Below are 25527 nucleotides of genomic sequence, written 5' to 3' on the forward strand. Positions count from 1 at the left end.
CATTGTCGGCTTTTTACTGTAGGAGATTAAGTGCAATATCAATTGATCCAAACCCAAAATCAATTAAATGAGTTTGTTGAGCAAATTCGCAACAAACCTATCTTAGCAATTGATACCGAATTTATGCGCCGGCGTACTTTGTATCCTGAAGTGGCGCTTATTCAAGTATATGATGGCGAGCATTTAGCGTTAATTGATCCCCTTGCTGAACTGTCATTATTTGATTTTTGGGAGATTTTACGCGATCCCACTGTTCTTAAAGTATTGCATTCCCCATCTGAAGATATTGAAGTATTTCAAAAATATGCCGGTTTTGTGCCGATGCCATTATTTGATACGCAATTTGCTTTACAATTATTGGGTAGTGGTAACTGTATGGGCTTTGCGCATATGGTTAAAAACTTACTGGATATTGAAATAGATAAAAGTGAATCGCGCACTAACTGGTTACAGCGGCCACTGACAATTAAGCAGCTTGATTATGCCGCGGCTGATGTATTTCATCTATTACCGTGTTTTGACCTTATTATTAAGCAAATCAATGAAGCTGAATTTTTTGATATTGTGATCAATGAAAGTGAGCTTGTGGCGCAAAAACGTGCCTATCAAACGCCAGACGAACTCTTGTATCAAGATATAAAAAATTCATGGCAATTGAAACCTGCGGATCTTGCGGTACTAAGAGAGCTTGCAGCATGGCGACGAAATAAAGCTATTCGTAAAAACTTAGCGCTTAACTTTGTATTAAAAGAACATAATTTGGTTGAAATTGCGAAACGTAAACCAAGCAGTCTAAATGCATTACGCAGCATCCCCGAAGTTGAAAATATCGAAGTTAACCGCTCTGGTGTTGAAATTTTAAAGTGTATAGAAAAAGCCAAGGTAGTGCCGGTGTCAGATTTTCCTGAGCCACTAAAACGCTTGATTGACTTTCCAGCTTATAAAAAAGTAGCTAAAGACATTAAACAAAAAATAACTAAAGCCGCGAAAGAGCAGGGCATACCTGAAGATGTACTGGCATCTAAAAAGCAAATAAACCAGCTAATAAGTTGGAACTGGAAGCTAACCCCAGAGCAACGCGCAAATTCTCCTAAACCGGATCTACTGAACTCATGGCGTTATGAGTACGTTAAAGATGCACTGCAAGAGTGGGATGTGTAATAAAATAGGAACTCGTTTATTAAGCGAGCTCCTAACGTTCAACATTACATGCTGCGTAGTATTTTATCTAAATTGGCTTTTGATTTAGCAACGCTTTGTAGAGAAGTTAAACCGTCTGGATATTCTTCTTGCTCTACAACCAACCACTTGGTGGCGCCATCAGTAATTAGCGACTGTATTATTTTACCCCAAGGATAATTATTTTCACCGAAAATAGGGCTTAAGCCGTCATTTTCGTGGGTCCGAACTTTTAGGTGTGTCGCGTAGGTTCTACCTGCGTATTTCTTGATGAAATAAAGCGGCTCTTTGCCTGCGTAATGCACCCAGCCAATATCAAGTTGCAGTGGCAAACTCGTAGGAGTATTAGTAGCAATTGCATCCCAATAAGTTGCATTATTGAATGATTCAAACTCTCTATTATGGTTATGAAAACCAATATTCATCTCATATTTTTGCGCAATGTTATTAAGTTCTGTGAGTTGCTTTGATAGTTGCATTACACCTTTAGGATCCCAAGCGCGCTCATCCCACGGCACGAACAAAGTGGTTACTCCAAGTGTTTTATAGAACAGCAAGGTTTCCATCAAGTGGCTATCCGTTAATGCATCAAAACCAATATGTGCACTACTGGCCACTAAATCTAAGCTTGCAAGTTTGTTTTTAAGTGCACGAGGGTTGTTCTTATAAGGGCCAAAATCACCTGCAAATTCGAGCCCTTGAAAGCCCATCTCTGCAAGCGCTGTGATGGTTGCATCAAAATCAGCTTTTAATGCATCTTTAACCGACCACAATTGCACGCTGACTTTAACAGGCTCACTAGTAGTTGCAGAGGCAGGAAAAGAGTGCAGTGCAAGTATGGCTAACAGACTTACGATAGCTTTAAAAAATGGTAAATAGCTGGCTTTAAACATAATAAAATACCTAAAAAATAAGCAGGGAATAAATCCCTGCTTTGGTCTGGGCAAATAGCATCTTAACCATTTTAGCACGCTAATAAATGGTTAGAGACTTAACTTGATGGGTAAAACTCTATGTTGTGATCACAGCTCCTTATAAGCGAATTCACTTAAACCAAGCTCATTTAAAACAGTATCTAAATGGGCTTTTGCTTCGTCAGATGGTCCAGGGTAATCACCAGCAATCGGTACGTTGCCCAGATAACCTATGTCTTTACAGCCTTCAGGCGTGCAGAAAAAGGCAGCGAGCACTAATTCTTTAAAGCGTAAAAATGCTTTTCCAATACGCTTAAACTGCGTGGGTGTTTGCTCATTCAAAAACGCTATATCGTCTAAGATTGCACGATGTTGTTGCTCATTAAGTGCAACAAATTGTTTTTTAAAACGCAGCTGTGCTTCGTCATTAAGCCACGCGAGTGAATTTAAGATTTTAATTCGGTCCCGTTGCTGGCCTTCATAGGGGGCACTAACCCACTCATTGATCACCGCGGGTACTTGTAACTCGCTGGCTGAAGGAATAGCCCCTTCACGCGGTACGATATAATCAGTTAATAGGGCAACTAAGGTAAGTTCGTCTGCTGTTAATGTCAACGGCCAAGGTGATTCTGGTGGCATCACCAAATTAGGATCTTGACCATAGCCTTTAGCTGTCACAGGCTTAATATCTAAATCAGGCCAATGCTCTTTTGCAGAAACTGGCACATCATCTTCAAGTGCTTTTGTGCAGCCAGCAGTTAAACCAACAGCAGAGCCCGCAGCTAATAAACCAAGCCATTTTAATGACTCACGGCGGCTCATGTTAGAAACATAGTTATATGAGTCGTGTTCGTTACGATGATGCATAATTAAAGTACCCCGTTATCAATTTGTTGAGCAAGCCAAGTTGAATTACGCATTGCCAGTGTCATGATGGTGAGCGTACAGTTTTTGTGAGGGTTTGACGCAAATACACCTGCATCCATTACAAAAAGATTATTACAATCCCATGTTTGACCCCATTGGTTTGTTACAGAGTCTTGCTTTGAGCTACCCATTCGGGTTGTGCCCACTTCATGGATGATTTCACCGCCTTTTGAAATCGCTTTTTCAGCTGGTGGCAATTCACCAACGGTTGCACCCATATTTTCTAGGATTTGCTTCGCGGTTTTTAAGCCATGCTCAATTTGCTTTAATTCCCTGTCTGACCATTTAAAGTGGAATTTTGAAACCGGAATACCCCATTTATCTTTGACGTTTTCGTCTATTTCCATGTAAGTATCTTTGTTAGGTAACATCTCGCCACGTAGTGCAAACCCTACATACGAGCCATAGGCATCACGTATTTGTTGTTTAAGGGCAGGGCCATAGCCATTTTTGTCACCCGATACGCCAGAGCCAGGTTGTCCAAACCCTGTTCCTAGCTCAAAGTGATAACCCCGTGGGAAATCCAGTTCATTGTTTGCTTGTGCTTGGTGACCCCACCACGGAATAAATAAGTGATTGGCGGTATGGCCATCTTCGTTATAGCGTGGGCGACCTTTAAGTGCTGGAATTTGTGCACCTAACCATGCACCGGTCGAGTCCATTAAGTTTCGGCCAACTTGACCACTTGAATTAGCCAGGCCCTTAGGGTGCTTTTTATTCTTTGAGTTTAATAAAATACGTGCTGATTCACAGGCACTGGCCGCTAAGATAACCACATCTGCATCAAGGGCATGCTCTGTTACTGTGTGTTTATCAACATAGGTCACTCCGGTTACTTTTCCTTGCTCATCAACCTTGACTGATTTAACCATGGCGTCGGTTATTACTTTTAAATTACCGGTTGCTTTTGCCATTGGTAGCAGCGATGTTGTGGTTTGGAATGCTGCTCCTATAGAACAACCAGAGCCACAAGGAGTCGCATAAAAACAGGCCATACGGTCATCTTTCGGGCGTGTTAAAACCGCGCGGTGCATTGGCACAGCATCAATGCCTAGTTTTTTAGCCGACGCTGCTATTAATAGCTCTGGTACACGAGGTTTAGGTGGTGGCTGTAAAATACCTGGCGATGAATTAGGCATATCTTCATGGCCCGTATTGGTACCACATATTCCTACAAGTTCTTCTGTTTTATCGTACCAAGGAGCTAAATCAGCATATTCAAATGGCCAGTCTGCGCCGTGACCATCACGGCTTTTACCTTTAAAATCGTGCTCACTAAAGCGCAATGAATAACGACCCCAATGGTTAGTTCGACCACCGAGCATACGCGCACGCCACCAATAAAAATCACTGCCTTTAGCACTGGTATAAGGCTCATCTGGTACTTGCCAACCGCCATCAACGGTGGCATCGTAAAAACCAAAATTTTTATCTTTGTTACCTGCGCCCATCAGGGGAGCTTCGCTGTTACGACGAAACATGGGGCTTTCTGTCTTAGGGTCGTAATTACGGCCTGCTTCAAGTAATAATACTTTATGACCTAGTTTTGTCAGGGTGTATGCAGCCATAGCACCACCGGCTCCAGAGCCAACAACTAACACTTTATGATCAAACGTTGACATAATTATAGCTCCTTAATTTTAATATTTTTAAACCACACTTTGTCACCATGATCTTGTAAGCCAATACGGCCTTTATTGGCAGTGGCAAAGTTAGACCAAGTCGCAAATTTACTGTTTTGAACTAAGGTGTTCCATGAGCTGCTGCCAACAACAATACTGGTTGTGCTAACGCCATTTTGCCAAACCTGTAAATGATTATTGAGCATTTTTATGCGTACCGTGTTCCATAGCATTGCAGGCTTATGGGCCGACTTCGGTGCTGTTAGCAAATCATAAATAGAGCCTGAAAGGTGAGAGTCAATTTTGGTATCAGAATGGCGCTCATTATCGATAATTTGGATTTCAGGTGCGTGCGAGTATATATATTTACCAAGTTCATCGGCTAGGACAAAAATGCCACTATTGCCGACTTCACTGATTTTCCAATCAAGCTTTAAGTCAAAGTTTTCATAGATTTTTTTCGTTAATATATCGCCGCCACCTTTGGTTAGTAGCATAGCGCCATCGTCAATTATCCATTTTGAGCTGATCGTATCACTTTTAAAATTACGCCAATGCGACATGTCTTGGCCATTAAACAGTAATTGCCAGCCTGCTTTTTGTTCTTCTTTGCTCAGCTGGTTATCAGCTGTTTTGGCAAATGCTACGCTGCTAAATGCCAGTGCAATGGATAATACTGAAATTGTTTTAAGCATAAAGTACCCCTTTATTTTGTGTGTGACGTATTGCTATTAAACGTGTTTTTCTACATTTTTTTGTTTTGTTATAAACAGGTGAAAGCCAATAAAGACCACAACCAGTACTATTGGAAAGAGTAACAGGTTTTGTAATACAGCTTGCCCCGCACCTATTTCTATTTGTTCTGTACTGAGTTGTGTTTGCTGAGCTTGCTGTTTGGCATTGTCAATCCAATAACCAATTACTGGGTTCCACAAACTCATCGCAAACATACCGGCGCCACCGATTAAAGACATTCCCAGTGCCCCCGTTTTTGGTGTGTATTCAGCAACACAACCAATCATGGTCGGCCAAAAGTAAGTCACACCAATAGCGAATAAAGCGGCGGCAAAGTAAATTGCATTACCCTGTGCTTGACTCATTAAAAATATGCCAATGGTTGAAAACACAGCTGAACCCAGCAGTACGCCCGAAGGACTAAAGCGATGCACAATAGGCCCAGCAAAGAAACGCCCTAATGCCATTAACCCTGTAATTAGTGCCAAAATCACCATAGGCGAGGCACCTGATGAGCCAAGAATTTGCTCAATCCATTGTTGAGTGCCAAATTCGGTTACAGCGGTGAGGGTCATACAAATAATTAAAAACAAATATAAAGGCGAAAGTAGATGCTTTAAGTTGCTAGTTGTTGAATTTAGTTGAGTATTAAATTGTGGGAACTGTGCTTTGACCATCATTAAGCCATAGATAATGGTCGGAATAAGGATTAACGCTACTTGCCATTGCCAACTAAAACCAAAGGAGGTCATCACGTTTGAGGCCAGTGCACCGATAACTATGCCACCAGGGAACCACACGTGAAAACGGTTTAACATGGTTGTAGTGTTCTTTGGATACATTTGTGCAATGAGAGGGTTGCAACCAGCTTCAACTGAGCCATTGGCAAAGCCAATTAAAAAGGTTGAGATAAGTAATCCCCAAAAGCCTTCTGCAATGATAGTTAAAAGCAACCCTGCTAAGTGACAAACAAATGCCAGTGTCACTAGTTTCTTAGCACCTATAGCATTGTAAATAATGCCACCGAGCATAGTTGCAACCGGAAAGCCCAGAAAAGCCATGGCATTGACCCAGCCTAGTTGAGCACCCGTGAGGCCAAATTGCTCGCCTAATTGACCTAAGATACCGGCCCTTATTGCAAATGTCATCGATGTAACAATCAGTGCAATACAGCAAAGCCGAAAAATAATACGGTGATTATTGTTATTATTCATTGTGTGTGATCCTGTTTATTTAATGCCTAATATCCGCTTATTGCGATCATCATTAGTGTCCATTGCACTAAAGTCATCAAACGCTTTAGCTGTTGGGCGGATCAGATGATCTTGTATAAATTTAGCACCTTCACGGGCGCCATCTTCAGGGTGTTTAATACAGCACTCCCACTCCAAAACGGCCCAGCCATCAAACCCATATTGGGTTAACTTGCTAAAAATACTTTTGAAATCAATTTGTCCATCACCTAATGAGCGAAACCGGCCTGGACGGTCTTGCCAATTTTGGTAGCCGCCATAAACGCCACTACGGCCATTTTGGTTAAACTCTGCATCCTTAACGTGGAATGCTTTTATTCTGTGATGGTAAATATCGATAAACGAAAGGTAATCAAGTTGCTGTAAAACAAAATGACTCGGATCATAAAGAATATTTACCCGTGGATGGTTATTAGTCGCGGCTAAAAAACGCTCAAAGGTAATACCATCGTGTAAATCTTCCCCAGGATGAAGCTCGTAGCAAACATCCACGCCCATTTCATCAAAGTAATCAAGTATTGGCAGCCAACGTTTAGCAAGTTCAGTAAACCCAGCTTCAACTAGGCCTTGTGGTCGTTGCGGCCAAGGGTAGAAGGTATGCCAAAGTAAAGCACCAGAGAAAGTAACATGGGTGGTCAAACCTAACTGTTTACTGGCCTTGGCTGCCATCTTTAATTGCTTAATCGCCCATTGGGTTCTACTCGCAGGGTTGCCACGTAATTGTTCTGGTGCAAAGTTATCAAACATTTCATCGTATGCTGGGTGTACTGCAACTAATTGACCTTGTAAGTGTGTTGATAACTCTGAAATTGTAAGCCCTGCTTGTGCCGCAATACCAGTCACCTCATCGCAGTAATCTTGGCTTTGAGCGGCTTTTTCTAAATCAAATATCGCGGGGTTTGATGTTGGCAGTTGAATTGCCTTATAACCTAAACTGGCTGTCCACTGACAAATACTTTTAAAGTCGTTAAAAGGGGCTTCATCACTGATGAATTGCGCTAAAAATATTGCTGGGCCTTTTATTTTTTTCATAGTTTGCTTATCCAATTTGAAATGGTTGCCATTTAGTGTCTTTGTTTGATGCCTCAACTGCATTTTCAATAAATGCCATGCCACGAATGGCTTCTTTAATACCAGGAACATCGAAGTCAGCGTTAGCGGCTAAGCTTCCGGCTTTTTTCGCTTCGATCTGCTTAGCAAAATTGACATAGATGTTTGCAAATGCCTCAAGGTAACCTTCAGGGTGACCGGCGGGAGCCCGTAAAGCGTTTTGAGCAGCTTGGCTTTTTAATGCGACTCCTGCACGTAGTAATGTTGTTGGTGCGTTATGACTTTTAAGCCATAAACTATTGGGCTCCATCTGCGACCACTCAATACTGGCTTTATCACCGTAAATACGTAAATTAAGGTTATTCTCTTCCCCTAATGCAACTTGGCTTGCCATTAACACGCCTTTACAACCTGTGTTAAAGCGCAGTAATACCGTACCATCGTCATCAAGCGCTCTACCTGGTACAATCTGGTTTAGATCTGCGCATAATGCAGTAATTTCTAGATTACTGACATATTCAGCTAAGTTTGCAGCATGGACACCAATATCGGCTATACAACAACTAATACCAGCTTGTTGCGGATCTAAACGCCATTTAGCTTGTTTAGCTTGCTCGTCTTCATTTCTAGAAAGCCAACCTTGACTATATTCAACAACCACCTTACGAATAGTCCCAAGCTCGCCTTGAGCAATACGGTGACGAGCTTCTTTGATCATCGGGTAACCCGTATAAGTGTGGGTTAAGCCATACAAGCAATCACTTGCTTGTACGATTTGCTCTAATAACAAGGCCTCTTGTAAATTCAAGGTCGCTGGTTTATCAGATAAAACGTGAAAACCACTTTCAATGGCCAGCTTTGCGATGGGGAAGTGCAAATGGTTAGGTGTTACAATCGCGACAAAATCAATGCGTTGATCAGCAGGTAACTTAGCTTCTTCAATAAACATTTGCTGATAACTGTCATAACAGCGACTGGGATCGATACCTAACATGGTTGCTGTTGCTGTTGCTTGGCTGCGAGCTGGATCAGCACTAAAAGAACCCGCGACTAATTCAATTAAGCCATCTAAACGAGCTGCAATTCGATGAATCGCCCCAATAAAGGCTCCTTGTGCACCACCGACCATGCCCATGCGGACTTTTGTTTTATTCATTAAAAGTTCCATTTCAGTACTGACAACTGAAGTTAGTTAATATCATGTTATTAATAATAGGGAATGCCTCACAGTAGGGGTAATATAAATTCGGTTGACAATGCAATAAAATCGGCGTTTTATATTATTAATGAATTTAGCATTGCAGAGATTGATAGGATGGATTTTGACACGATCATAGATGAGGCTGGTGTGAAGCAATTAATTGCTGCATTTGATTTATTACCTGATATTCTATTTTGGGTAAAAGATATTGAAAGTAGAATTTTATATGCTAATCAACACTTTGTTGAGCATCAAGGTTATAAGTCTTTAGAGCAAATTTTACTGAAAACGGATTTTGATTTCTCTTCAAAGCACCTTGCATTTCAATATGTGAATGATGATAAACGTGTTATGAATGGCTACATTGTTACAGACCGATTGGAATTAAATCAGACATCAAATGGTGAATTAGCTTGGTTTTCAACGTCGAAAAAAATGATCTGTGATGATGGTGGCAACATACTTGGGACTTACGGCATAACTCGCCATTTACAGAAAACCTCCAAGGCACTTTCTAATGTTAGAGCCATTGAAGGTCCGGTTAATTATATTCGTGAACATTACCATAGAAATATTTGTATTGAAGAGCTGGCCGAACTTGCGCATTTATCTGTAAGTGCATTAGAGCGGCGTTTTAAAAAACATTTGGCAAAAACACCGAACCAATTTATTAATGAAATACGTCTCGAAAATGCCCGTAAGTTACTGGTTGAAACGCGTTTACCGATTTCACAAATAGCTTATCAATGTGGCTTTGCTGAACCTAGTTATTTTAGTAAGCAATTCAGGCGCTTATTTGGTGAAATTCCATCGCAGATGCGTGCTCATATTGAACGTTAAAGGTGCAATTTAGCTAATTGAATTGCACCTTGCTCAGGCGAGCGTTGTGCATCGCATAAATAGCTTTGTGTTGTGTATGATAACCAAGGCGTAATTGCTTTTGCGGTACCGCCCATCAATGTAATCCTTTGATAGCCAAGCTTAACTAAATGTTCGATATAGCGGGTAATAAATTTGGCTGCTTGCGAGAGTATTAATTGTGCTACGGGGTCATCTTGCATCTTAAACACTAAAGGAGCAAAGCTTGCAAAGTAGGCGGGTTTTTCGTTCAGAGCCCGTTCTGTTAGCAAATTGCTCGTATTACATCCAAGTTCGCTCAATAGACACTGAATTAATGGACTCGAAGGTGACAGACCATCTAATACTTCCAATGCATAGCGAAATAACGTTAAGCCAATCCAACCTCCGCTTGCACCATCACTTAAAAGTAGGCCGTGACCGCCTAATTCTATGATTTGGTGATCTTTTATTGCCCCTGCACAAAATCCAGTACCCAATATAATAATTGCACCACTGTTGTTACCATGTGCACTTTTGCAAGCAATATGTAAATCAGTAGAGAAATTAAATTGTGCGAATGGATGTTGCCAGAGTGTCATAGCACTTTTTGCACCATTGAGTCCTGCGCCAGCAAGACCTGCATAAGCGTGAATTCTAGCAATGGCGGTGGCTGGCAAGTTTGCTTTTTGTAGTGCCAATGCTGTGGCTGCAAGGATTGATTGTTGAGCAATGGTTACTGAAGTGGCTATATTCGCAGGGCCACTTTGTGCAAGTGCCAATAACACCCCGTGCTCGTTTTCAAGTCGAACTTGGCATTTAGTGCCACCGCCATCAATACCTAAGAATAACGCAGCGTGGGATTGATTAGTCATGGGATGTTTGCTCGTTAATTGATGTTTGTAAAATTGAGTTAATTAATGATGGGTCTACCAAACCACAACTATTAAGTACCCCTGAGTAGGCATGTAATGAGATTACATTTTCGTTGCCAAGTTGCCATAAGCTGTGCGCGTTTTGAGCAGTGACACCACCACCAATAACGATCTCTATTTGTCCTTTCGCGTTAGCAATAATACGCTGTAACCGATCAAGCTCTTGTGAGATATTTTTATTTTCACCCCAGCGGGTGCCATTAGTTAGAATGCGATTTACTCCAAGTTCGGTTAAAGTATTAATAGCACTACGACTATCATCAATGCAATCAAAAGCCCGATGAAACGTGGTTGCTAGCTGATAATGTTTAGCGCACTCAACCAGTTCAGTTGTCACAGTAATATCAAGCTTATTACCTTCAATTGCGCCAAATACAACGCCTGTGGCACCCAATTTTGCAGCGCGCGAGATTTGGTTTGTCATGGTTTTAAGTAATGCGGCATCAACATTAAACTGATTAGCGACTGGCCTTACCATCACCAGTAACTCGCCATTTGCAGGTAATGCAGATACGGCAGATTCAATTTCCTCTACTGTTGGGCTCAATCCAGCGAGGTGCATTGCACCGCACAGTTCGATGCGACTCGCACCTGCTTTGAATGCAGTTTTTACATTATTAACGAGATTAATATGATCATCTGCATTTAAGCAAATTTCTAAATTTTTACCCATCGAGTAATTCCTTAATCTTAAGGTGATTGGCTTTGATAAATTATTTAGTATTAGCACGGCCAATGTGATAATAAAATATAGCATTTAAATTCATGCGGTTATATTTTTATTGTGTACATTTTTGATACTAAAAAACGCAATGCTAATGCTGTTTTCAGTTTTCCCACTATAAATTAGCTAACAACTAATTGGATCTATTTTTATGCTATGCGCCGATTTTGTCCTACTAGCAACCGAATTTCTATTATCACTTTCCGTTAACTGCCCCCTATTCTTGAAATGTAGTTTAACAACATGTTAACCCCGAACAGAATCATCTGAACATAATCAGGTGCCGTCATGTCAGGGTCATATAACAAGCACAACAAAATACGCACACAAAACTGGAGATAGACATGAATAATAATAACAGCCGAGGAGCTTCAGGTCTTTCAAGGCGATTTAAGAAGTCAGCACTATTACTTGCTGTTATGGCAAGCTTTAATACAGCCGCTGCAAATGATGAGCAAAGTGCCAAGAATGATGATTTAGAAGTGATAGAAGTTCGTGGTATTCGCGCTTCTATGGCGGAGAATTTATCAATTAAGCGCCTTTCTAATTCGATTGTAGACGCAATCACAGCAGAGGATATAGGTAAATTTCCCGATAAAAATGTCGCTGACTCATTGCAACGTGTTCCAGGTGTGGTGATTTCACGCAGTGGTGGTGAGGGCGAAAATGTCAGCATTCGCGGTTTGTCATCTGATCTAACTCTTACACAACTTAACGGAAACTTTATTGCTTCATCACCAGGCTCTCCATCTCGCTCTTTTAGCTACTCTTTATTGCCTTCGACAATGGTGCAATCAGTTGAAGTTTTTAAATCCTCAGAAGCTCGCTTAGATGAAGGCGGTGTCGGTGGTACGGTTATTTTACATAGTCGCACTCCCTTAGATATGGAAGCAAACTCTGGTGCATTTAACGTTGAATATACATATGCAGATGTGACCGAAGAGTATGAGCCTAATTTTAGCGGCGTTTACTCATGGAAAAACGACGATGAAAACTTCGGCCTATTACTGGGCTATACAAAGCAAGATCGCACAAATCGTACTCTCACAGGTGATATGTCTGGTGCAGGAGGTTGGCGCTGGGCAACAGGCAGTGATTTACCGGCAACGGATACAAATGGTAAAGAAATAACTGACAGTACTCGACGTTTTGATGCATTAGAAGATGCGTATGGAAATGTTTATGATGGCGTTTGGGCACCTCAAGTTGCTGGGGTCGGCGTTACTAAAGAAAAACGCGAACGGGTGGGTATACAGGCAACGCTGCAATGGCGTCCAACAGATAATTTAGAGCTCACATTTAATCATTTTCACTTTGAATTAGGTCAAGATCGCACGACTTTTCAATTGATGATCCCTGAGTGGAAATATAACCCTGATTATTTAACCGGGGTGACCCTTGATGAAACCGGTTCAATTGTGACTGGCATGGACTTTACCAGTGGCGCAAGTGGCAGTGAAGGTAATTTAGAATTTCCTTGGATCGTAGGTGGTTATACAGAAGAAAAAGACACCTCAGATACCTATGATTTTGCGTTTGAATACGCTGGTGATGTTTTTGACCTTAAAGGTAAATTTGGCCGTACAGAAGCAAGCGGTGGACCATCAGAATCATTTAATGCGGCATATAAAAGTGGCCAGCCTGGCAGTCGTAGTGATTCAGGTAAAAATGAAAATGCAGCCTCATTTGCAGGTTGGCGCTTAGGCGATCGTGTTTCTATGTATGCAGATCCTGCATTACTGACAAATTTACAAGCAGGAATTGCTGGCGATCCCGATCCAGGTTCAACAGGTTCAAGTTTTATCGTCAGTGATTTAAAAGAAGATTATGGTCAACTCGATTTAGACTACCATATTGCTTATGGCATTGTTGATACATTACGCGTAGGGGTAAAGCATCGTAAAGCCAGTTTGCATCGAGAAACTAATAACACATTCTTTATTACTCAAGATGGTGCGGATCGTATTGCCAGTGGTGATCTCGATCCATTTAGCCAAGGGGCAATAGATGAAGTGGCTTATCAATGGATTGGCGGAATGCCAAACCTTGAGGATATATTAAACAAGGAGTCTGAAAAGAATATTGCCGGTGGCTTTGAAGTCAATACTATGCCAACCATCAATTGGCAGCAGTACCGAGATATTGTCACTAATGAATATGTTAAATATACCCGCCGTGAACCCGATTTTGTTTTTGATATCGAAGAAGAAATTACAGCCGCTTACTTGCAAGCCGATTTTTCGTTTGGCGATTTTCGCGGCAATGTTGGTGTACGTTATGTAGAAACGCAAACACAAATAATGTCATCAGACAAAATTAACTACTTCTTAGACGATATAAATGATGCCACGGGAGAAGATATTTTAGGCGATGAACGTTTAGTTGATGTTGAAACTACTACATTACGCTCTGTTAAAGACGATCGTTTTCTACCTAGCCTTAATCTTGTTTGGGAAGCGAGTGACTCACTTGTTATACGTGCTGCCGCGGCTAAAACAATGTCACGGGCTCCTTTTAATGATTTAGGCGCGCCTGAACAACTCACTTTTATCTCACAAGAGTGGGCTGACGACAGACTAGAGTTTAGAGGAAACCCAGTTGATCAAGGTTGGAGTGGTTCTGGTGGTAATAAAGCATTACAACCGTTTGAATCAGTACAATTAGATTTGTCTGCTGAATATTATTATGGCATAGGCTCTGCTGTTGGGATCGCATTATTTAACAAGGACGTTGATAACTTTATTGTGCCTTTGATCATTACCTCTGAACGACCATTTGATGGTTTCACAAACCCTTATACAGGTGAAGAAATTGTTCCGCCAGGACCTATCACTGTATCGCCATTTACAACCACAGCTAATGGCACAAATGCAAACTCACGCGGCATTGAATTATTTGCTCAACACGCATTTGAGAATGGCTTTGGCATTAATGCCAATTACACCCTCAATGATACCAATCAAGCAGACGTTAGTGTTGATGGTGAAAAAGTTGGTGAGTCAGCTTTAGTAGGCAGTGCTGATGACCAATTTAACTTTTCAGCTTATTTTGAAGACGATAATTATAGTGTTCGAGCATCTTATAACCGCCGTGGAAAAATGGCTTTAGGGTTAGCTGATGGCTTAACCGTATCGCAAGAACCTTATCAGCAAGTTGACTTAAATGCGTCATTCAGTGTGATGGAAAATTTAGTGCTTTCAGCATCAGTGATCAATTTAACAGAAGAAGAATCACGCACCTATTACGGTGATGATAGCGAGGCACGGCTTCGTAGCAGTAGCTACAGTGGTCGTCGTTATTATGCTGGGCTTACCTATCGATTCTGATCATTACAAAATTTTATAAGTAATTAATATCAACACGTTAACTATATATTAGCTCATTTGTAAATAGCAGCCGTTCAATAATAAAGCAAATGAAAGCGGCGAGTTAACGTGTTATCGACACCTGATTATTAAAGGCAAAATTATGTATAAACTTAATCTATTTCAACTTGCAGGAACCTCGTTACTTGCAGCAAGTTTACTTAGCGGATGTGGTGGTTCGAGCAATGATCCGCAAGCAAATAATGTTCCCGTCACGCCAGACATAACACATGCACAAATCGCAGGAACCATAATCAAAGGCATTGTCACGAATGCGGATGTATCTGTCACAGCACTTAATGGCAGTAATCTGGCACAAGGCACGGCTAATAAAACAGATCAACAAGGTGACTTTTTTATTGAGCTGACTAGCGACGCAGGTTTTGGTATCAATGCTACCGTTAAATTGACAATTGCTACAGGCGAAGACGCTACAATGCTTTGTGATGCTATGCGCTGTGGTGATGCAGAATTCACACAAGTAACCAGCAATGCAGCAATTGCAGGAACCGAATTTTCAACATTGGGGTTATTGCAAGTGCCCTATGGAAATAATGCGGATGCAGTTGCAGATACTAACTTACAAGTGAATGCGTTAACTACACTAGCAACAGAGCTGGTTGAACAGCAAATTTCACAAGGGCGCAATGTATCAACGCCTGAGCTAATGGAGTTGGCAAAAGCGCAAATGTCAGCGTTATTACTGCGGGCTATGGGCTGGCAAACCGGTAATACCAATGTTTTTTCGATGCCAGTGATCAGTGCCGATAAACTTGAAAACTTCATCACCGATGAAACGTGTGAAGATAGCGACAGTGCTGAGCAAGAATGCCCGCCTCAATATGCCGATGAAGCAACGATTAAACTTTCGCTGTTAAATGCGTCATTTGCTCAATTTAGTGAAACTGAAAGTCTAAAATTAATAATGGACAACGCAAAACAAAATATCAGCGCTGCACTTTTAGAAGATAGCGAAGCATTAGCAGCGTTTCGCCAGCGTATTTATGATGCCGTCAGTATTCATCCTTTAACAACTGAGTTGGGTTTGAGCGCAGATTCAATCGTTGATTTGTCTTTGCCATTGTTCGATGAAGCGATCTCAACGGGGCCATTGCAGGAAGTGACAACATTAGCCAATTTAGTCGATGCTGTTTTTTCAGCAAGAAATGCAATCAGTGATGCAGAAAGCGCGAGTAAAGCATTTGATAACAACCTTGACACTAAATGGCTTGACCATAATGACTGGCTAGGCGCCCCAACAGAGGCAGAACCATCTTGGATACAAGTTGATTTTGCTACGCCACAGGCGGTTAATAGTGTGTTTATTACCAGTGCCAATGACGCTCCTGAGCGTGACCCTGAAAATTTCACTGTAGTTGGCTCTAATGACGGTGGAGAAAGTTGGATAACACTTGCAAATATTGTAGGTGCATCATTTGATGAGCGCCTTACTCGTCAAGAGTTTAGCTTTATCAATGGACAAAAGTATTTGAGTTACCGCCTCAACATTACTAAAAATAAAAACAATGATGGCTTAGTTCAACTGTCAGAAATTCAAATGGTTGGCCCTGTTTTTAGTAGTGTGGATCATACCGATACAAGCAGCGGTGCAGCTAGTGCAAGTAACAGTATTGGCGATGCTGAAAATCACGATAAAGCATTTGATAATGACGCTGCAACGAAATGGTTAGACCATAATGATTGGCAAGGAGCGCCAAGTGAAGAGAAACCATCATGGATACAAATGGACTTTGCAAGCCCTGTCGCGGTTGATCAGTTAATGATTATTAGTGCAAATGATGCACCAGAGCGTGACCCTGAAAACTTCGCTATCTTAGCCTCAAACGATGCCGGTACAACATGGCAAAAACTTGCAAGCTGGGTGGGTGAATCATTCGAAGAAAGAGGTCAGAGGAAAACATTTTCTTTTCAAAACCAATTGGCTTTTGATAGTTATCGATTAGAAGTGACCAAAAACAAGAATAATGATGGTTTATTACAAATCGCTGAAGTTGGTTTAATTGGTCCTGAACAACAAGGAGCCGATCACAGTAAAATGTCAGGCGCAAGCTATAGAGCACGTTTTAGTATTAGCGATAGCGAAGGTGCCGCTCAGGCATTCGATGGTGATTTAAATACAAAATGGCTCGATCATAATGACTGGCAGGGTCCACCTACAGCTGAAGATCCTGCTTGGATACAAGTGATGCTGCCACAAGCAAAAGCCGTTAATACGTTAACACTAACCAGTGCTGGTGATGCGCCGGAGCGTGATCCTGATTCATTTATGCTATTAGCATCCAATGATGGTGAAAATTGGCATAGTATAGGTTCTTGGGTTGGCGAAAGTTTTGAGCAACGACTTGAGCAAAGAAGTTTCTCTGTAGCAAATACGCTGGCATATAATTACTATCGGCTAGCCATTAGTAAAAATGCAAATAATGATGGGTTAGTGCAAATAGCAGAAGTTGGTTTGATTGGCCCTGATTATGCGTTTAGCGATCTCAGCACTTTGGCTGGCAATGTTTTTAGCGCACGTTTTAGTATCGGGGATGCAGAAAGTGCAGATAAAGCATTCGATGATGATAATGAAACTAAATGGCTTGATCACAATGATTGGCAAGGTCCGCCAACAGAAGAAGATCCTGCTTGGATCCAAATTGACTTCAGCGAACCTCAAACAGTTAGTGGACTTGCTATCACCAGTGCTAATGATGCACCAGAGCGTGATCCTGAAAACTTTAGTTTATTAGGCTCAAACGATGGTGGGCAAACATGGACACTTGTATCGAAATGGATTGGTGAAAGCTGGAATGAACGTTTAGAGCGGCGCTCATTTGAGTTTAATAATGGTTTTGCTTTTTTAAGTTATCGTCTGAGTGTTAGTAAAAATGCCAATAACGACGGCCTATTACAAATAGCTGAAATAGAGTTACTTGGACTAGAAAAATAGTTTTAACAGACCCAAGGCCAGCAATTTATCTGCTGGCCTTTATGCTTCACAATGACAAAAGATATAGCTATGAATAGTAAAAGAGAGTTTTTAAAGCAATCAATCACAACGATGCTTGCCTTAAGTGCAAGCGCTTTGACTGCTAAGGGATTTGCTCAAGAACAGCCGTTAAATAAACCTGCAGCTGTTGCAAACGTACAGGTTAAACCGATTGTAGTATCGACATGGCAACATAGATTAGCTGCCAATCAAGAAGCTTGGGGTATTCTCGCCAAGCACGGTAAAGCCATTGATGCAGTGGAAGCGGGTGTGCGTATCCCTGAAGCGGATCCAGATGTGATGACGGTCGGTTATGGTGGTTACCCGGATCGAGAAGGTAATGTAACGCTTGATGCTTGCATTATGGACGAAAATCAAAACTGTGGCTCTGTCGCATTTTTACAACATATTAAGCACCCAATTTCTGTTGCCCGATTAGTGATGGATAAAACCCCGCACGTAATGCTGGTGGGCGAAGGCGCACTTCAATTTGCTAAATCACAGGGTTTTGAAGAGCAAAACCTATTGACTAGTAAAGCCAAAAAAGCCTGGCAAGATTGGTTAGTGGAATCAAAATATGCACCTGTGATCAATATTGAAAATCATGACACAATTGGTATGTTAGCGCTTGATAGCAATGGTGATTTATCAGGCGCATGCACTACTAGCGGCGCAGCGTTCAAAATGTCAGGCAGAGTAGGGGACTCACCTATTATTGGCGCTGGACTGTATGTTGATAATGAGGTGGGAGCTGCAACAGCAACAGGTATGGGTGAGCTAATGATCAAAACTGTGGGCTGCCATTTAGTGGTTGAAATGATGCGCCAAGGCATGACCCCCACGCAAGCTTGCAAGGCTGCCGTTGAACGCATTGCAAATAAGTTAGGCGATTATAAGCAGTTTCAAGTAGGGTTTTTAGCGTTGAGTAAATCCGGAGAATATGGCTCGTTCTGTATTCAACCAGGTTTTAACTATGCAGTGACATCAAAAGCGGGAAGTAAATTACTTGATGCGGCGAGTATTCTTAAAGCATAAAGGAGTAGCTTGTCCTTTAAAGTAAGAATAAGTAAATGGCGTTAGTTTCGTTGTGACGTGGATATGAGAGTGACTTCGCTATGCAATGATGTGGAAGCTATGCCCGTAAAATCTTTTCTAGGGATTTTCCTTTTGCTAATTCATCGATTAGTTTGTCAAGATAGCGAATTTCTTGCATTAAGGTTTCCGTTATATCTTCTACACGTACCCCGCAAACAACTCCTTTAATTAGCTTACGCGCAGGATTTAGGAGTGGGGCTTGTTTGAAAAAAGTTTCAAAGTCAGTGTTGTTAGAAAGTAGAGTTAATAATTGTTTTTCACTATAACCCGTTAACCAATAAATAATACGGTCTACTTCTTCTTTGCTACGGTCTTTTCGTTGTGCTTTATTAATATATAAAGGGTAAACCTTGGCAAATGCCATAGAATATATTTTCTGATTGTGCATTTTATTCGCCTTCATCTACTCAGCAGTGATAACTATCCCATAAATTAGCCTGTGTATGCTAGCATGTTTTTGTTTGATAATTGTGCTTCGCTGCGCTACTGTTTTGTGCAAACGGTGGCTTGTTTGTAGCCCCAAGCTGAAATGCAAGTGATTAAGCATAAACTATAATGCGCTAGGTAGTTGATGAATAAAGAAAATACGCTCGTCACAACTGAAGCTGTTAAAAACAAGCTGGCGGCTATCTACCGTGATGAAGGACGCCGCATTTACGCAACCTTGATCCGCCTGTTAGGTGATTTTGAGCTAGCAGAAGAAGCGCTTCATGATGCTTTTAGTATCGCGATGACTAAGTGGCAAGTAGAGGGGATCCCAAACAAACCTGCTAATTGGCTTGTCTCTACTGGCCGTTTTAAAGCAATTGATCAATTACGACGCCAACATCGCCATCGCGAAATTGTGGCGCAATTAGCGAGCGAACTTCCCGACCAAGACCTAGCCAACGATGAGTTTTTATTAGCTGATGAACAGTTGATTGCTGATGATCAGCTGCGCTTAATTTTTACTTGTTGCCATCCTGCGCTCGATACCAAGGTACAAGTTGCACTGACCTTACGTGAAGTATGTGGCTTAACAACAGAACAGATTGCCAGTGCATTTTTAACCTCTGTATCGACTATGGCACAGCGTATTGTGCGTGGCAAACAGAAAATTCGTACCGCACATATCCCTTTTCAACTTCCGCCACAAGCACAGCTGGAAGAGCGAATTGACGCCGTGCTGTCAGTTATCTACTTGGTTTATAACGAAGGTTATTCATCTACTGCAGGAGATAGCGTGACACGCACTGAGTTGACCACAGAGGCAATCCGTTTAGCGCGGCAACTACAGTCATTTTTAGCCGACACAGAGATAACTGGCTTGCTTGCGTTATTGTTACTTAACGAATCTCGCCGCAATGCCAGAATTAATAAACAAGGCGACATTATTCTCCTCGCTGAGCAAGATCGTAGTCTTTGGAATCAAACGCTGATCCAAGAAGGCATAGCATTAGTCAAAAGTAGTACTGCTGGGGGGGAATATGGTTTTTATACTCTCCAAGCTGCTATCGCCGCAGAACATGCTCAAGCCTGCAATGCGAACGACACCAATTGGCAGCAGATTTTGACGTGGTACTCTTTGCTGTTACAAGTAGCACCTTCTCCAGTAATTGAGCTAAATCGCGCTGTTGCAGTTGCAATGCACCATGGCCCTGAAGCTGCGCTGTTGTTAGTTGAGCAGCTATTACAGCAAAAAGTAATGCAAAAATACCACTTGTGTTTTGCAACTTACGCAGAATTGTTAGGCCAAGTCGGGCGTAAAGATGAGGCACGCACGGCACTTAAACATGCTTTAACACTGACTAAACAAGCCCCTGAGCAGCGCATTTTAAAATCCAAATTAGCAGCTTTATCTGCCAGTTAAAAAATATTAATAAAAATTTTTAACTAATTGTCGAATTGTTTCCTTGCCACTCGATTATTACCTGAAAGCAATTTATTTAAAAACATAAAGGAGCATGAAAATGAAAGTAATGGTAATAGTTAAAGCAACAACAAGCTCAGAAACAGGCACTTTACCAGACAAAGAGTTGTTGACGGCAATGGGGGAGTATAACCAAGCCCTTATTGATGCGGGGATCATGAAATCGGGCGATGGTTTAAGACCAAGCAGTGAGGGATACCGTATCCGCTTTAGTAAGACTGATCGAACAGTAACCAAGGGCCCTTTTGCTGAAACGAACGAGCTGATCGCAGGTTACTGGGTGTGGGAAATAGACTCAATGGATGAAGCAATAGCATGGGTTAAGAAGTGCCCGAATCCGATGCTAGAAGAATCAGATATCGAAATTAGGCCATTTTATGAAATGGCAGACTTCGCTGAGATAGATAATGATGGTGAGGTTGCTGAACAAGAAAAGAGACAACAGCAAAGCATTGTTATGCATCAGGCGAAAGCAAGTTGTTACCTGTTTTTCTCTGGGCGCTGTGAAGAAGCATTGACTTATTATCAAACTCACCTCGATGCAAAAATAGGCATGATGTTTCGTTTTAATGAAAGCCCTGAGCCGATACCTGAGGGAGCGATCCCCGCTAATTTTGATGACAAAATAATGCACAGTGAGTTTACTATTGGCGATATGAAACTACTGGCTACGGATGGGTGTAACGATAGCGTTGATGAAGTTAATTACTCAGGATTTAATCTAACGTTGACGATTGACTCTGAGCAAGCGCTGCGTCGAATATTTGCTGCTTTATCGCAGGACGGTCAGGTTAGGATGCCATTAGCAGAGACTTTTTGGTCACCTTTATACGGGCAAGTAACGGATAAGTTCGGTATTGGTTGGATGCTAATGTTACCAACGCCGAGTGACAACTAATTTATATTATTAATAATAAGCAGGTATTACTATGAAATATGTTGCACTGGTTTATTACGATGAAGCAGTAATGCAGACTTTATCGCAACAGCAATGGGACGAATTAAATCAAGAATGCATTGCCTGTGGTGACTCTTTGCGTGAACGAAATTATATGCTAGGAGGGCAGGCGTTACAGCCAACCACAATTGCAACCACGTTACGAGTTCGCAGTGGTCAAGTAGAAATAACCGATGGCCCTTTTGCTGAAACCAAAGAGCAGCTCGCAGGTTTTTACTTGTTAGATGTAAAAGACCTCAATGAAGCTATTCAAGTCGCTAGTAAAATACCGCCAGCTCGCTATGGTAGTATTGAAATAAGGCCCGTCAGAGAGCTACAAGCAACTGGCAATCAAAGCTATTAGGTAGGTAAACATAAAAAAGGGCGCTTAAGTGCGCCCTAATTATTTATGGTTTTTTCTCTTCGTCAGGTAAGGTGACGTTGAGTTCTAATACTGCTAAGTCGTCTTCATTTTGATCGAATTGTACTTGTACTGCATCAGTATTGATGTTGACGTATTTACGAATAACATCAAGAATGTCTTGTTTCAATTGTGGTAAATAATCGGGTGTACCACGTTGTGAGCGCTCATGCGCGACAATGATCTGCAATCGCTCTTTTGCTAGTGACGCTGTGTTTTTCTTTTCTGAGCGGAAGTAGTCAAGTAGTGACACGTTAACCTCCAAATATCCGTTTGAATAAACCTTTCTTCTCTACATCTAAGAAGCGAAAATCAACTGTTTCACCTAATAAACGATTAATCGCATCTGCATAGGCTTGGCCTGCATCAGATTCAGTGTCTAAAATAACTGGCTGACCTGAGTTTGATGCACTTAATACCGCTTGTGACTCTGGAATAACACCAAGTAAAGGGATAGAAAGAATATCTTGTACATCTTCCACTGATAACATTTCACCTTTGGCTACGCGATCAGGGTTATAGCGGGTCAATAATAAATGTTCTTTAATATTTTCAAGGCCTTCTTCAGCACGCTTAGATTTGCTATGCAAAATACCTAAAATGCGGTCTGAATCTCGTACTGATGATACTTCAGGGTTGGTTGTTACAATTGCTTCATCTGCAAAGTACATAGCCATCATTGCGCCGGCTTCGATACCTGCTGGAGAATCACAGACAATGTAGTCAAAGTCTTTTTTCAACTCATTTAATACGCGCTCAACACCGTCACGGGTCAGTGCATCTTTATCACGAGTTTGTGAGGCTGGCAGTAAAAATAATTTTTCAACACGTTTGTCTTTTATTAACGCTTGATTTAGGTTTGCTTCGCCATTGATAACGTTAACAAAATCGTAAACTACACGGCGCTCACAACCCATGATCAAATCAAGGTTACGTAGCCCAATATCAAAGTCAATAATGACTGTTTTATAGCCTTTTAGAGCTAAACCTGTGCCAATAGCAGCACTTGATGTAGTTTTGCCTACACCACCTTTACCTGACGTAACGACAATTACTTTTGCCATAAGATTTATCCTTTAACCAAAGCTGAAATTTCTAATGATTCATTTTTTTGTTGGATTTGTGCTGCGTTGCCCCAGAACTCACCTTGCAGAGAATCGCTGATCCAATAATTACCATTGATAGAAACAAGTTCTGCTTCTAGTTTTTGGCAAAAAATGCGGGCTTCGTTATAACCTTGCGCACCTGCAATTGCACGGCCGCGCAAAGTGCCGTAAATATGTACATTACCGTCTGCTATAACTTCTGCACCGTGACTTACTGCACCAAAGACGATTAAGTCCCGGTCTTTTGCATATACCTGCTGCCCTGAACGAACAGTGCCATTAATCACTTGCGCGGGTAGGTAAACGGTTTTTTCAACAATCGAAGTATTGCTTTGTTGCTTAACTTGTTCACTCTTAACGTCTTGCGCATAATTTAAAACAGAGAGTCCTGCGGCTTTAGCTTGCGCATGTTGCTCGTCTGAGCCATTGCACACACCCACAGCATTAAAATTCATTCGTTCAATTAATGATTTTAAATGTACAAAATCAACAAGATTATTTTTTATTTCAATTAAATTTACAACAATAGGCGCACCCTCAAAAAAACGAGGGGCTTGGGCTATTTTTGCATACAGTTGTTCTGCTAAAAGGTTAATATCAGTACTATAAAGATGTAAAACTGATAACGTAAAAAGATTCCCTTTTAACTCAAAAGTTTGGTCCGACATACACGCTCAATTGAATTGTATGATCAGAAATCAATTTTAGATAAACACAGGCTGAATAAGGCCTTAATTGAAATTTCCAATCTAATTTTTCTAACTTATTATAAGTCTCATGTTATAGTGTGCAGCACTGTTAAGCAAGATTTTATAGGGTCAAAATGCTGACTGCGGTATATAAAAGTAAGAAAAAAGCGGATACCTTCCTTTTTGTAGAAAAAAGAGATGATTTTAGCAAGGTTCCGGAACCTTTAATGGCAATGTTTGGCAAACCAGAGTATGTGATGCTAATAAATTTAGCGAAGCGGGTACAGTTAGGCGTGGCTGATTTAGAGCAAGTTAAGCAAGCGTTAACTGATAATGGGTTTTACTTGCAAATACCGCCACCACAAGCAAACTTATTAGCTGAGCACAGAAAACAAAATGGAGTTGAAAGTGACTAAACATATAATGACAAAATTGGCTGCAATTTTATGCAGTGCCTGTATTAGTACGTCGGCACTAGCCAAGACTCAAGCACAGTTTGATGAATATGTAGCAGGCTTAAAACAAGAGGCTGCGCAAAAAGGCTATGATAGCCAATTAATCGAAGATGCATTTGCTACTGCGCATTTTAAAGAAAAGGTGATTTCAGCAGATAAAAATCAGCCCGAAGTCAAAGAAACGTTAGAAACCTATTTACCGAAACGTGTACCGCAGTGGAAAATTGACCGCGCACGTAAGTTATACGCTGAAAATAAAGACATCTTAGAGCAAGTGGCTGCGGAGTTTGGCGTACAAGCACGTTTTATTGTTGCGTTGTGGGGCCTTGAAAGTAACTTTGGTAAAATCCAAGGTGGTCACAATGTAATTTCATCAGTGGTAACGCTTGCGTTTGATGGCCGCCGTGAAACCATGTACAAAAATCAATTGTGGGCTGCCCTCGATATTCTTAAAGAAGGGCATATCACTTTAGACAAATTCAAAGGTTCATGGGCTGGTGCGATGGGGCAAACACAGTTTATGCCAACCTCATTTAACGCTTATGCGGTAGATTACGACAAAGATGGCCGCAAAGATATTTGGACTACCCAAGCTGATGCCTTTGCATCGATTGCAAATTACCTAAAACAAGCGGGTTGGAATGACAACCTTACATGGGGTCGCCAGGTGCAACTACCAGAAGGGTTTGATTCAAATTACGTATTACAACGCGGCACTAAAACACGTAAGCAGTGGCTAGAATATTGGGCTAAATCAGAGCGCTCACTTGCGGATTGGCAAGCACTTGGCCTGCGTAAAATGGATGGCACCGATTTACCAAAAGTAGATGTAACTGCCGCTTTAGTTATGCCAGATGACATGGGCGGTCGAATGTATTTAGCGTATGACAATTACAAAGCACTGATGCATTGGAACCGTTCATACTACTTCGCCACCAGCGTGGGTTACTTATCAGACCGAATTGGTTACCCAGCGATTTAATAGGTAACTAGGTGACTAGGCGCTAGGGGAGTTTACTGTAAGCGCGAGTTTATCTCGCGCTTTTGTTTATAAAGAATATAAGCGAGCTAGGAGCGGTAAGCTTTAAGTTGTAAGCTCGGAGTTAAATTTGGCTTCGTAGGTTGGATAGAGTGCAACGAAACCCAACGAATAAACATCGTATCAAACAGCATCTAGGCTC

23 protein-coding genes are annotated in these 25527 nt (G+C 41.4%); 10 read left to right on the forward strand and 13 right to left on the reverse strand.

Annotated features, from left to right (window positions below; genetic code table 11):
• The first annotated feature begins 30 nt into the window (after positions 1–30).
• On the forward strand, positions 31–1161 hold the full coding sequence (gene rnd, locus CWB85_RS04425) for a ribonuclease D (protein ID WP_016706639.1): 1131 nt from the start codon (positions 31–33) through the stop codon (positions 1159–1161).
• Positions 1162–1205: 44 nt separating this feature from the next.
• Here the strand turns inward: rnd and CWB85_RS04430 are convergent, their stop codons facing one another.
• The 7 genes from CWB85_RS04430 to CWB85_RS04460 all read right to left on the reverse strand — a co-directional run bounded on the left by CWB85_RS04430 (position 1206) and on the right by CWB85_RS04460 (position 8836).
• Positions 1206–2072 carry a sugar phosphate isomerase/epimerase family protein gene (locus CWB85_RS04430; RefSeq protein ID WP_138554207.1) on the reverse strand — a complete coding sequence of 289 codons (867 nt, stop codon included), beginning with the start codon at positions 2070–2072 and terminating at the stop codon, positions 1206–1208.
• A gap of 129 nt (positions 2073–2201) precedes the next feature.
• The gene (locus tag CWB85_RS04435; RefSeq protein ID WP_138554208.1) at positions 2202–2960 is read right to left on the reverse strand and encodes a gluconate 2-dehydrogenase subunit 3 family protein; all 759 of its coding nucleotides are present in this window, start codon (positions 2958–2960) and stop codon (positions 2202–2204) included.
• Positions 2961–2962: 2 nt separating this feature from the next.
• Positions 2963–4642, reverse strand: coding sequence for a GMC family oxidoreductase (locus tag CWB85_RS04440; protein WP_138554209.1), 1680 nt, complete (start codon positions 4640–4642; stop codon positions 2963–2965).
• A 2-nt stretch (positions 4643–4644) separates the two neighbouring features.
• Positions 4645–5337: a 3-keto-disaccharide hydrolase gene (locus CWB85_RS04445; protein WP_138554210.1), complete on the reverse strand. Its 693-nt coding sequence runs from the start codon at positions 5335–5337 to the stop codon at positions 4645–4647.
• A 36-nt stretch (positions 5338–5373) separates the two neighbouring features.
• Positions 5374–6591, reverse strand: coding sequence for an MFS transporter (locus CWB85_RS04450; RefSeq protein WP_138554211.1), 1218 nt, complete (start codon positions 6589–6591; stop codon positions 5374–5376).
• Positions 6592–6606: 15 nt separating this feature from the next.
• Positions 6607–7662 carry a sugar phosphate isomerase/epimerase family protein gene (locus CWB85_RS04455; protein ID WP_138554212.1) on the reverse strand — a complete coding sequence of 352 codons (1056 nt, stop codon included), beginning with the start codon at positions 7660–7662 and terminating at the stop codon, positions 6607–6609.
• Between the two features lie 7 nt (positions 7663–7669).
• Complete coding sequence (locus CWB85_RS04460) at positions 7670–8836, reverse strand: Gfo/Idh/MocA family protein (protein ID WP_138554213.1); 1167 nt, start codon at positions 8834–8836, stop codon at positions 7670–7672.
• A gap of 159 nt (positions 8837–8995) precedes the next feature.
• Between CWB85_RS04460 and CWB85_RS04465 the strand changes: the two genes are divergently transcribed.
• Positions 8996–9721, forward strand: a complete 726-nt coding sequence (locus tag CWB85_RS04465; RefSeq protein ID WP_029215974.1) for an AraC family transcriptional regulator — start codon at positions 8996–8998, stop codon at positions 9719–9721.
• Here the strand turns inward: CWB85_RS04465 and CWB85_RS04470 are convergent.
• Entirely contained in the window at positions 9718–10593 is an 876-nt protein-coding gene (locus CWB85_RS04470; RefSeq protein ID WP_016706630.1) for a glucosamine kinase nucleotide-binding domain-containing protein, read from the reverse strand. The genes CWB85_RS04465 and CWB85_RS04470 overlap by 4 nt on opposite strands.
• A complete protein-coding gene (locus tag CWB85_RS04475) occupies positions 10586–11326 on the reverse strand; it encodes a copper homeostasis protein CutC (protein ID WP_016706629.1) in 741 nt (246 codons plus the stop codon). The genes CWB85_RS04470 and CWB85_RS04475 overlap by 8 nt, the downstream gene beginning before the upstream one ends.
• Before the next feature lie 395 nt (positions 11327–11721).
• Between CWB85_RS04475 and CWB85_RS04480 the strand changes: the two genes are divergently transcribed.
• From CWB85_RS04480 to CWB85_RS04490, 3 genes are all read left to right on the forward strand, one after another.
• On the forward strand, positions 11722–14703 hold the full coding sequence (locus CWB85_RS04480) for a TonB-dependent receptor (protein ID WP_138554215.1): 2982 nt from the start codon (positions 11722–11724) through the stop codon (positions 14701–14703).
• A gap of 142 nt (positions 14704–14845) precedes the next feature.
• Complete coding sequence (locus CWB85_RS04485) at positions 14846–17695, forward strand: discoidin domain-containing protein (protein WP_138554216.1); 2850 nt, start codon at positions 14846–14848, stop codon at positions 17693–17695.
• A gap of 69 nt (positions 17696–17764) precedes the next feature.
• Positions 17765–18769 (forward strand): isoaspartyl peptidase/L-asparaginase family protein, encoded by a 1005-nt coding sequence (locus CWB85_RS04490; protein ID WP_138554217.1) that lies wholly within the window; start codon positions 17765–17767, stop codon positions 18767–18769.
• 97 nt (positions 18770–18866) lie between these two features.
• On the opposite strand, the gene CWB85_RS04495 is transcribed toward CWB85_RS04490, so the two are convergent.
• Positions 18867–19217, reverse strand: a complete 351-nt coding sequence (locus tag CWB85_RS04495; RefSeq protein ID WP_029215972.1) for a DUF2200 domain-containing protein — start codon at positions 19215–19217, stop codon at positions 18867–18869.
• Positions 19218–19400: 183 nt separating this feature from the next.
• On the opposite strand from CWB85_RS04495, the gene CWB85_RS04500 reads away from it, so the two are divergent.
• From CWB85_RS04500 to CWB85_RS04510, 3 genes are all read left to right on the forward strand, one after another.
• Positions 19401–20678 (forward strand): RNA polymerase sigma factor, encoded by a 1278-nt coding sequence (locus CWB85_RS04500; protein ID WP_138554218.1) that lies wholly within the window; start codon positions 19401–19403, stop codon positions 20676–20678.
• A 100-nt stretch (positions 20679–20778) separates the two neighbouring features.
• Positions 20779–21636 (forward strand): YciI family protein, encoded by an 858-nt coding sequence (locus tag CWB85_RS04505; RefSeq protein WP_138554219.1) that lies wholly within the window; start codon positions 20779–20781, stop codon positions 21634–21636.
• A gap of 31 nt (positions 21637–21667) precedes the next feature.
• Entirely contained in the window at positions 21668–22039 is a 372-nt protein-coding gene (locus CWB85_RS04510; RefSeq protein WP_016706621.1) for a YciI family protein, read from the forward strand.
• A gap of 43 nt (positions 22040–22082) precedes the next feature.
• On the opposite strand, the gene minE is transcribed toward CWB85_RS04510, so the two are convergent.
• Genes minE through minC form a run of 3 tightly spaced genes read right to left on the reverse strand, consistent with a single transcriptional unit; the run spans position 22083 to position 23870 of the window.
• Positions 22083–22349, reverse strand: coding sequence for a cell division topological specificity factor MinE (gene minE / locus CWB85_RS04515; protein ID WP_016706620.1), 267 nt, complete (start codon positions 22347–22349; stop codon positions 22083–22085).
• A 1-nt stretch (position 22350) separates the two neighbouring features.
• The gene (minD, locus tag CWB85_RS04520; RefSeq protein ID WP_016706619.1) at positions 22351–23160 is read right to left on the reverse strand and encodes a septum site-determining protein MinD; all 810 of its coding nucleotides are present in this window, start codon (positions 23158–23160) and stop codon (positions 22351–22353) included.
• 5 nt (positions 23161–23165) lie between these two features.
• A complete protein-coding gene (minC, locus tag CWB85_RS04525; protein WP_016706618.1) occupies positions 23166–23870 on the reverse strand; it encodes a septum site-determining protein MinC in 705 nt (234 codons plus the stop codon).
• Between the two features lie 155 nt (positions 23871–24025).
• Between minC and CWB85_RS04530 the strand changes: the two genes are divergently transcribed.
• Together CWB85_RS04530 and CWB85_RS04535 are read left to right on the forward strand one after the other, a co-directional pair.
• Positions 24026–24307: a YcgL domain-containing protein gene (locus CWB85_RS04530; RefSeq protein ID WP_016706617.1), complete on the forward strand. Its 282-nt coding sequence runs from the start codon at positions 24026–24028 to the stop codon at positions 24305–24307.
• A 4-nt stretch (positions 24308–24311) separates the two neighbouring features.
• Positions 24312–25328: a lytic murein transglycosylase gene (locus CWB85_RS04535; protein ID WP_138554264.1), complete on the forward strand. Its 1017-nt coding sequence runs from the start codon at positions 24312–24314 to the stop codon at positions 25326–25328.
• Positions 25329–25527 lie beyond the last annotated feature (199 nt).

It is taken from the genome of Pseudoalteromonas sp. S1727 (assembly GCF_005886375.1).
GTDB lineage: Bacteria > Pseudomonadota > Gammaproteobacteria > Enterobacterales > Alteromonadaceae > Pseudoalteromonas > Pseudoalteromonas haloplanktis.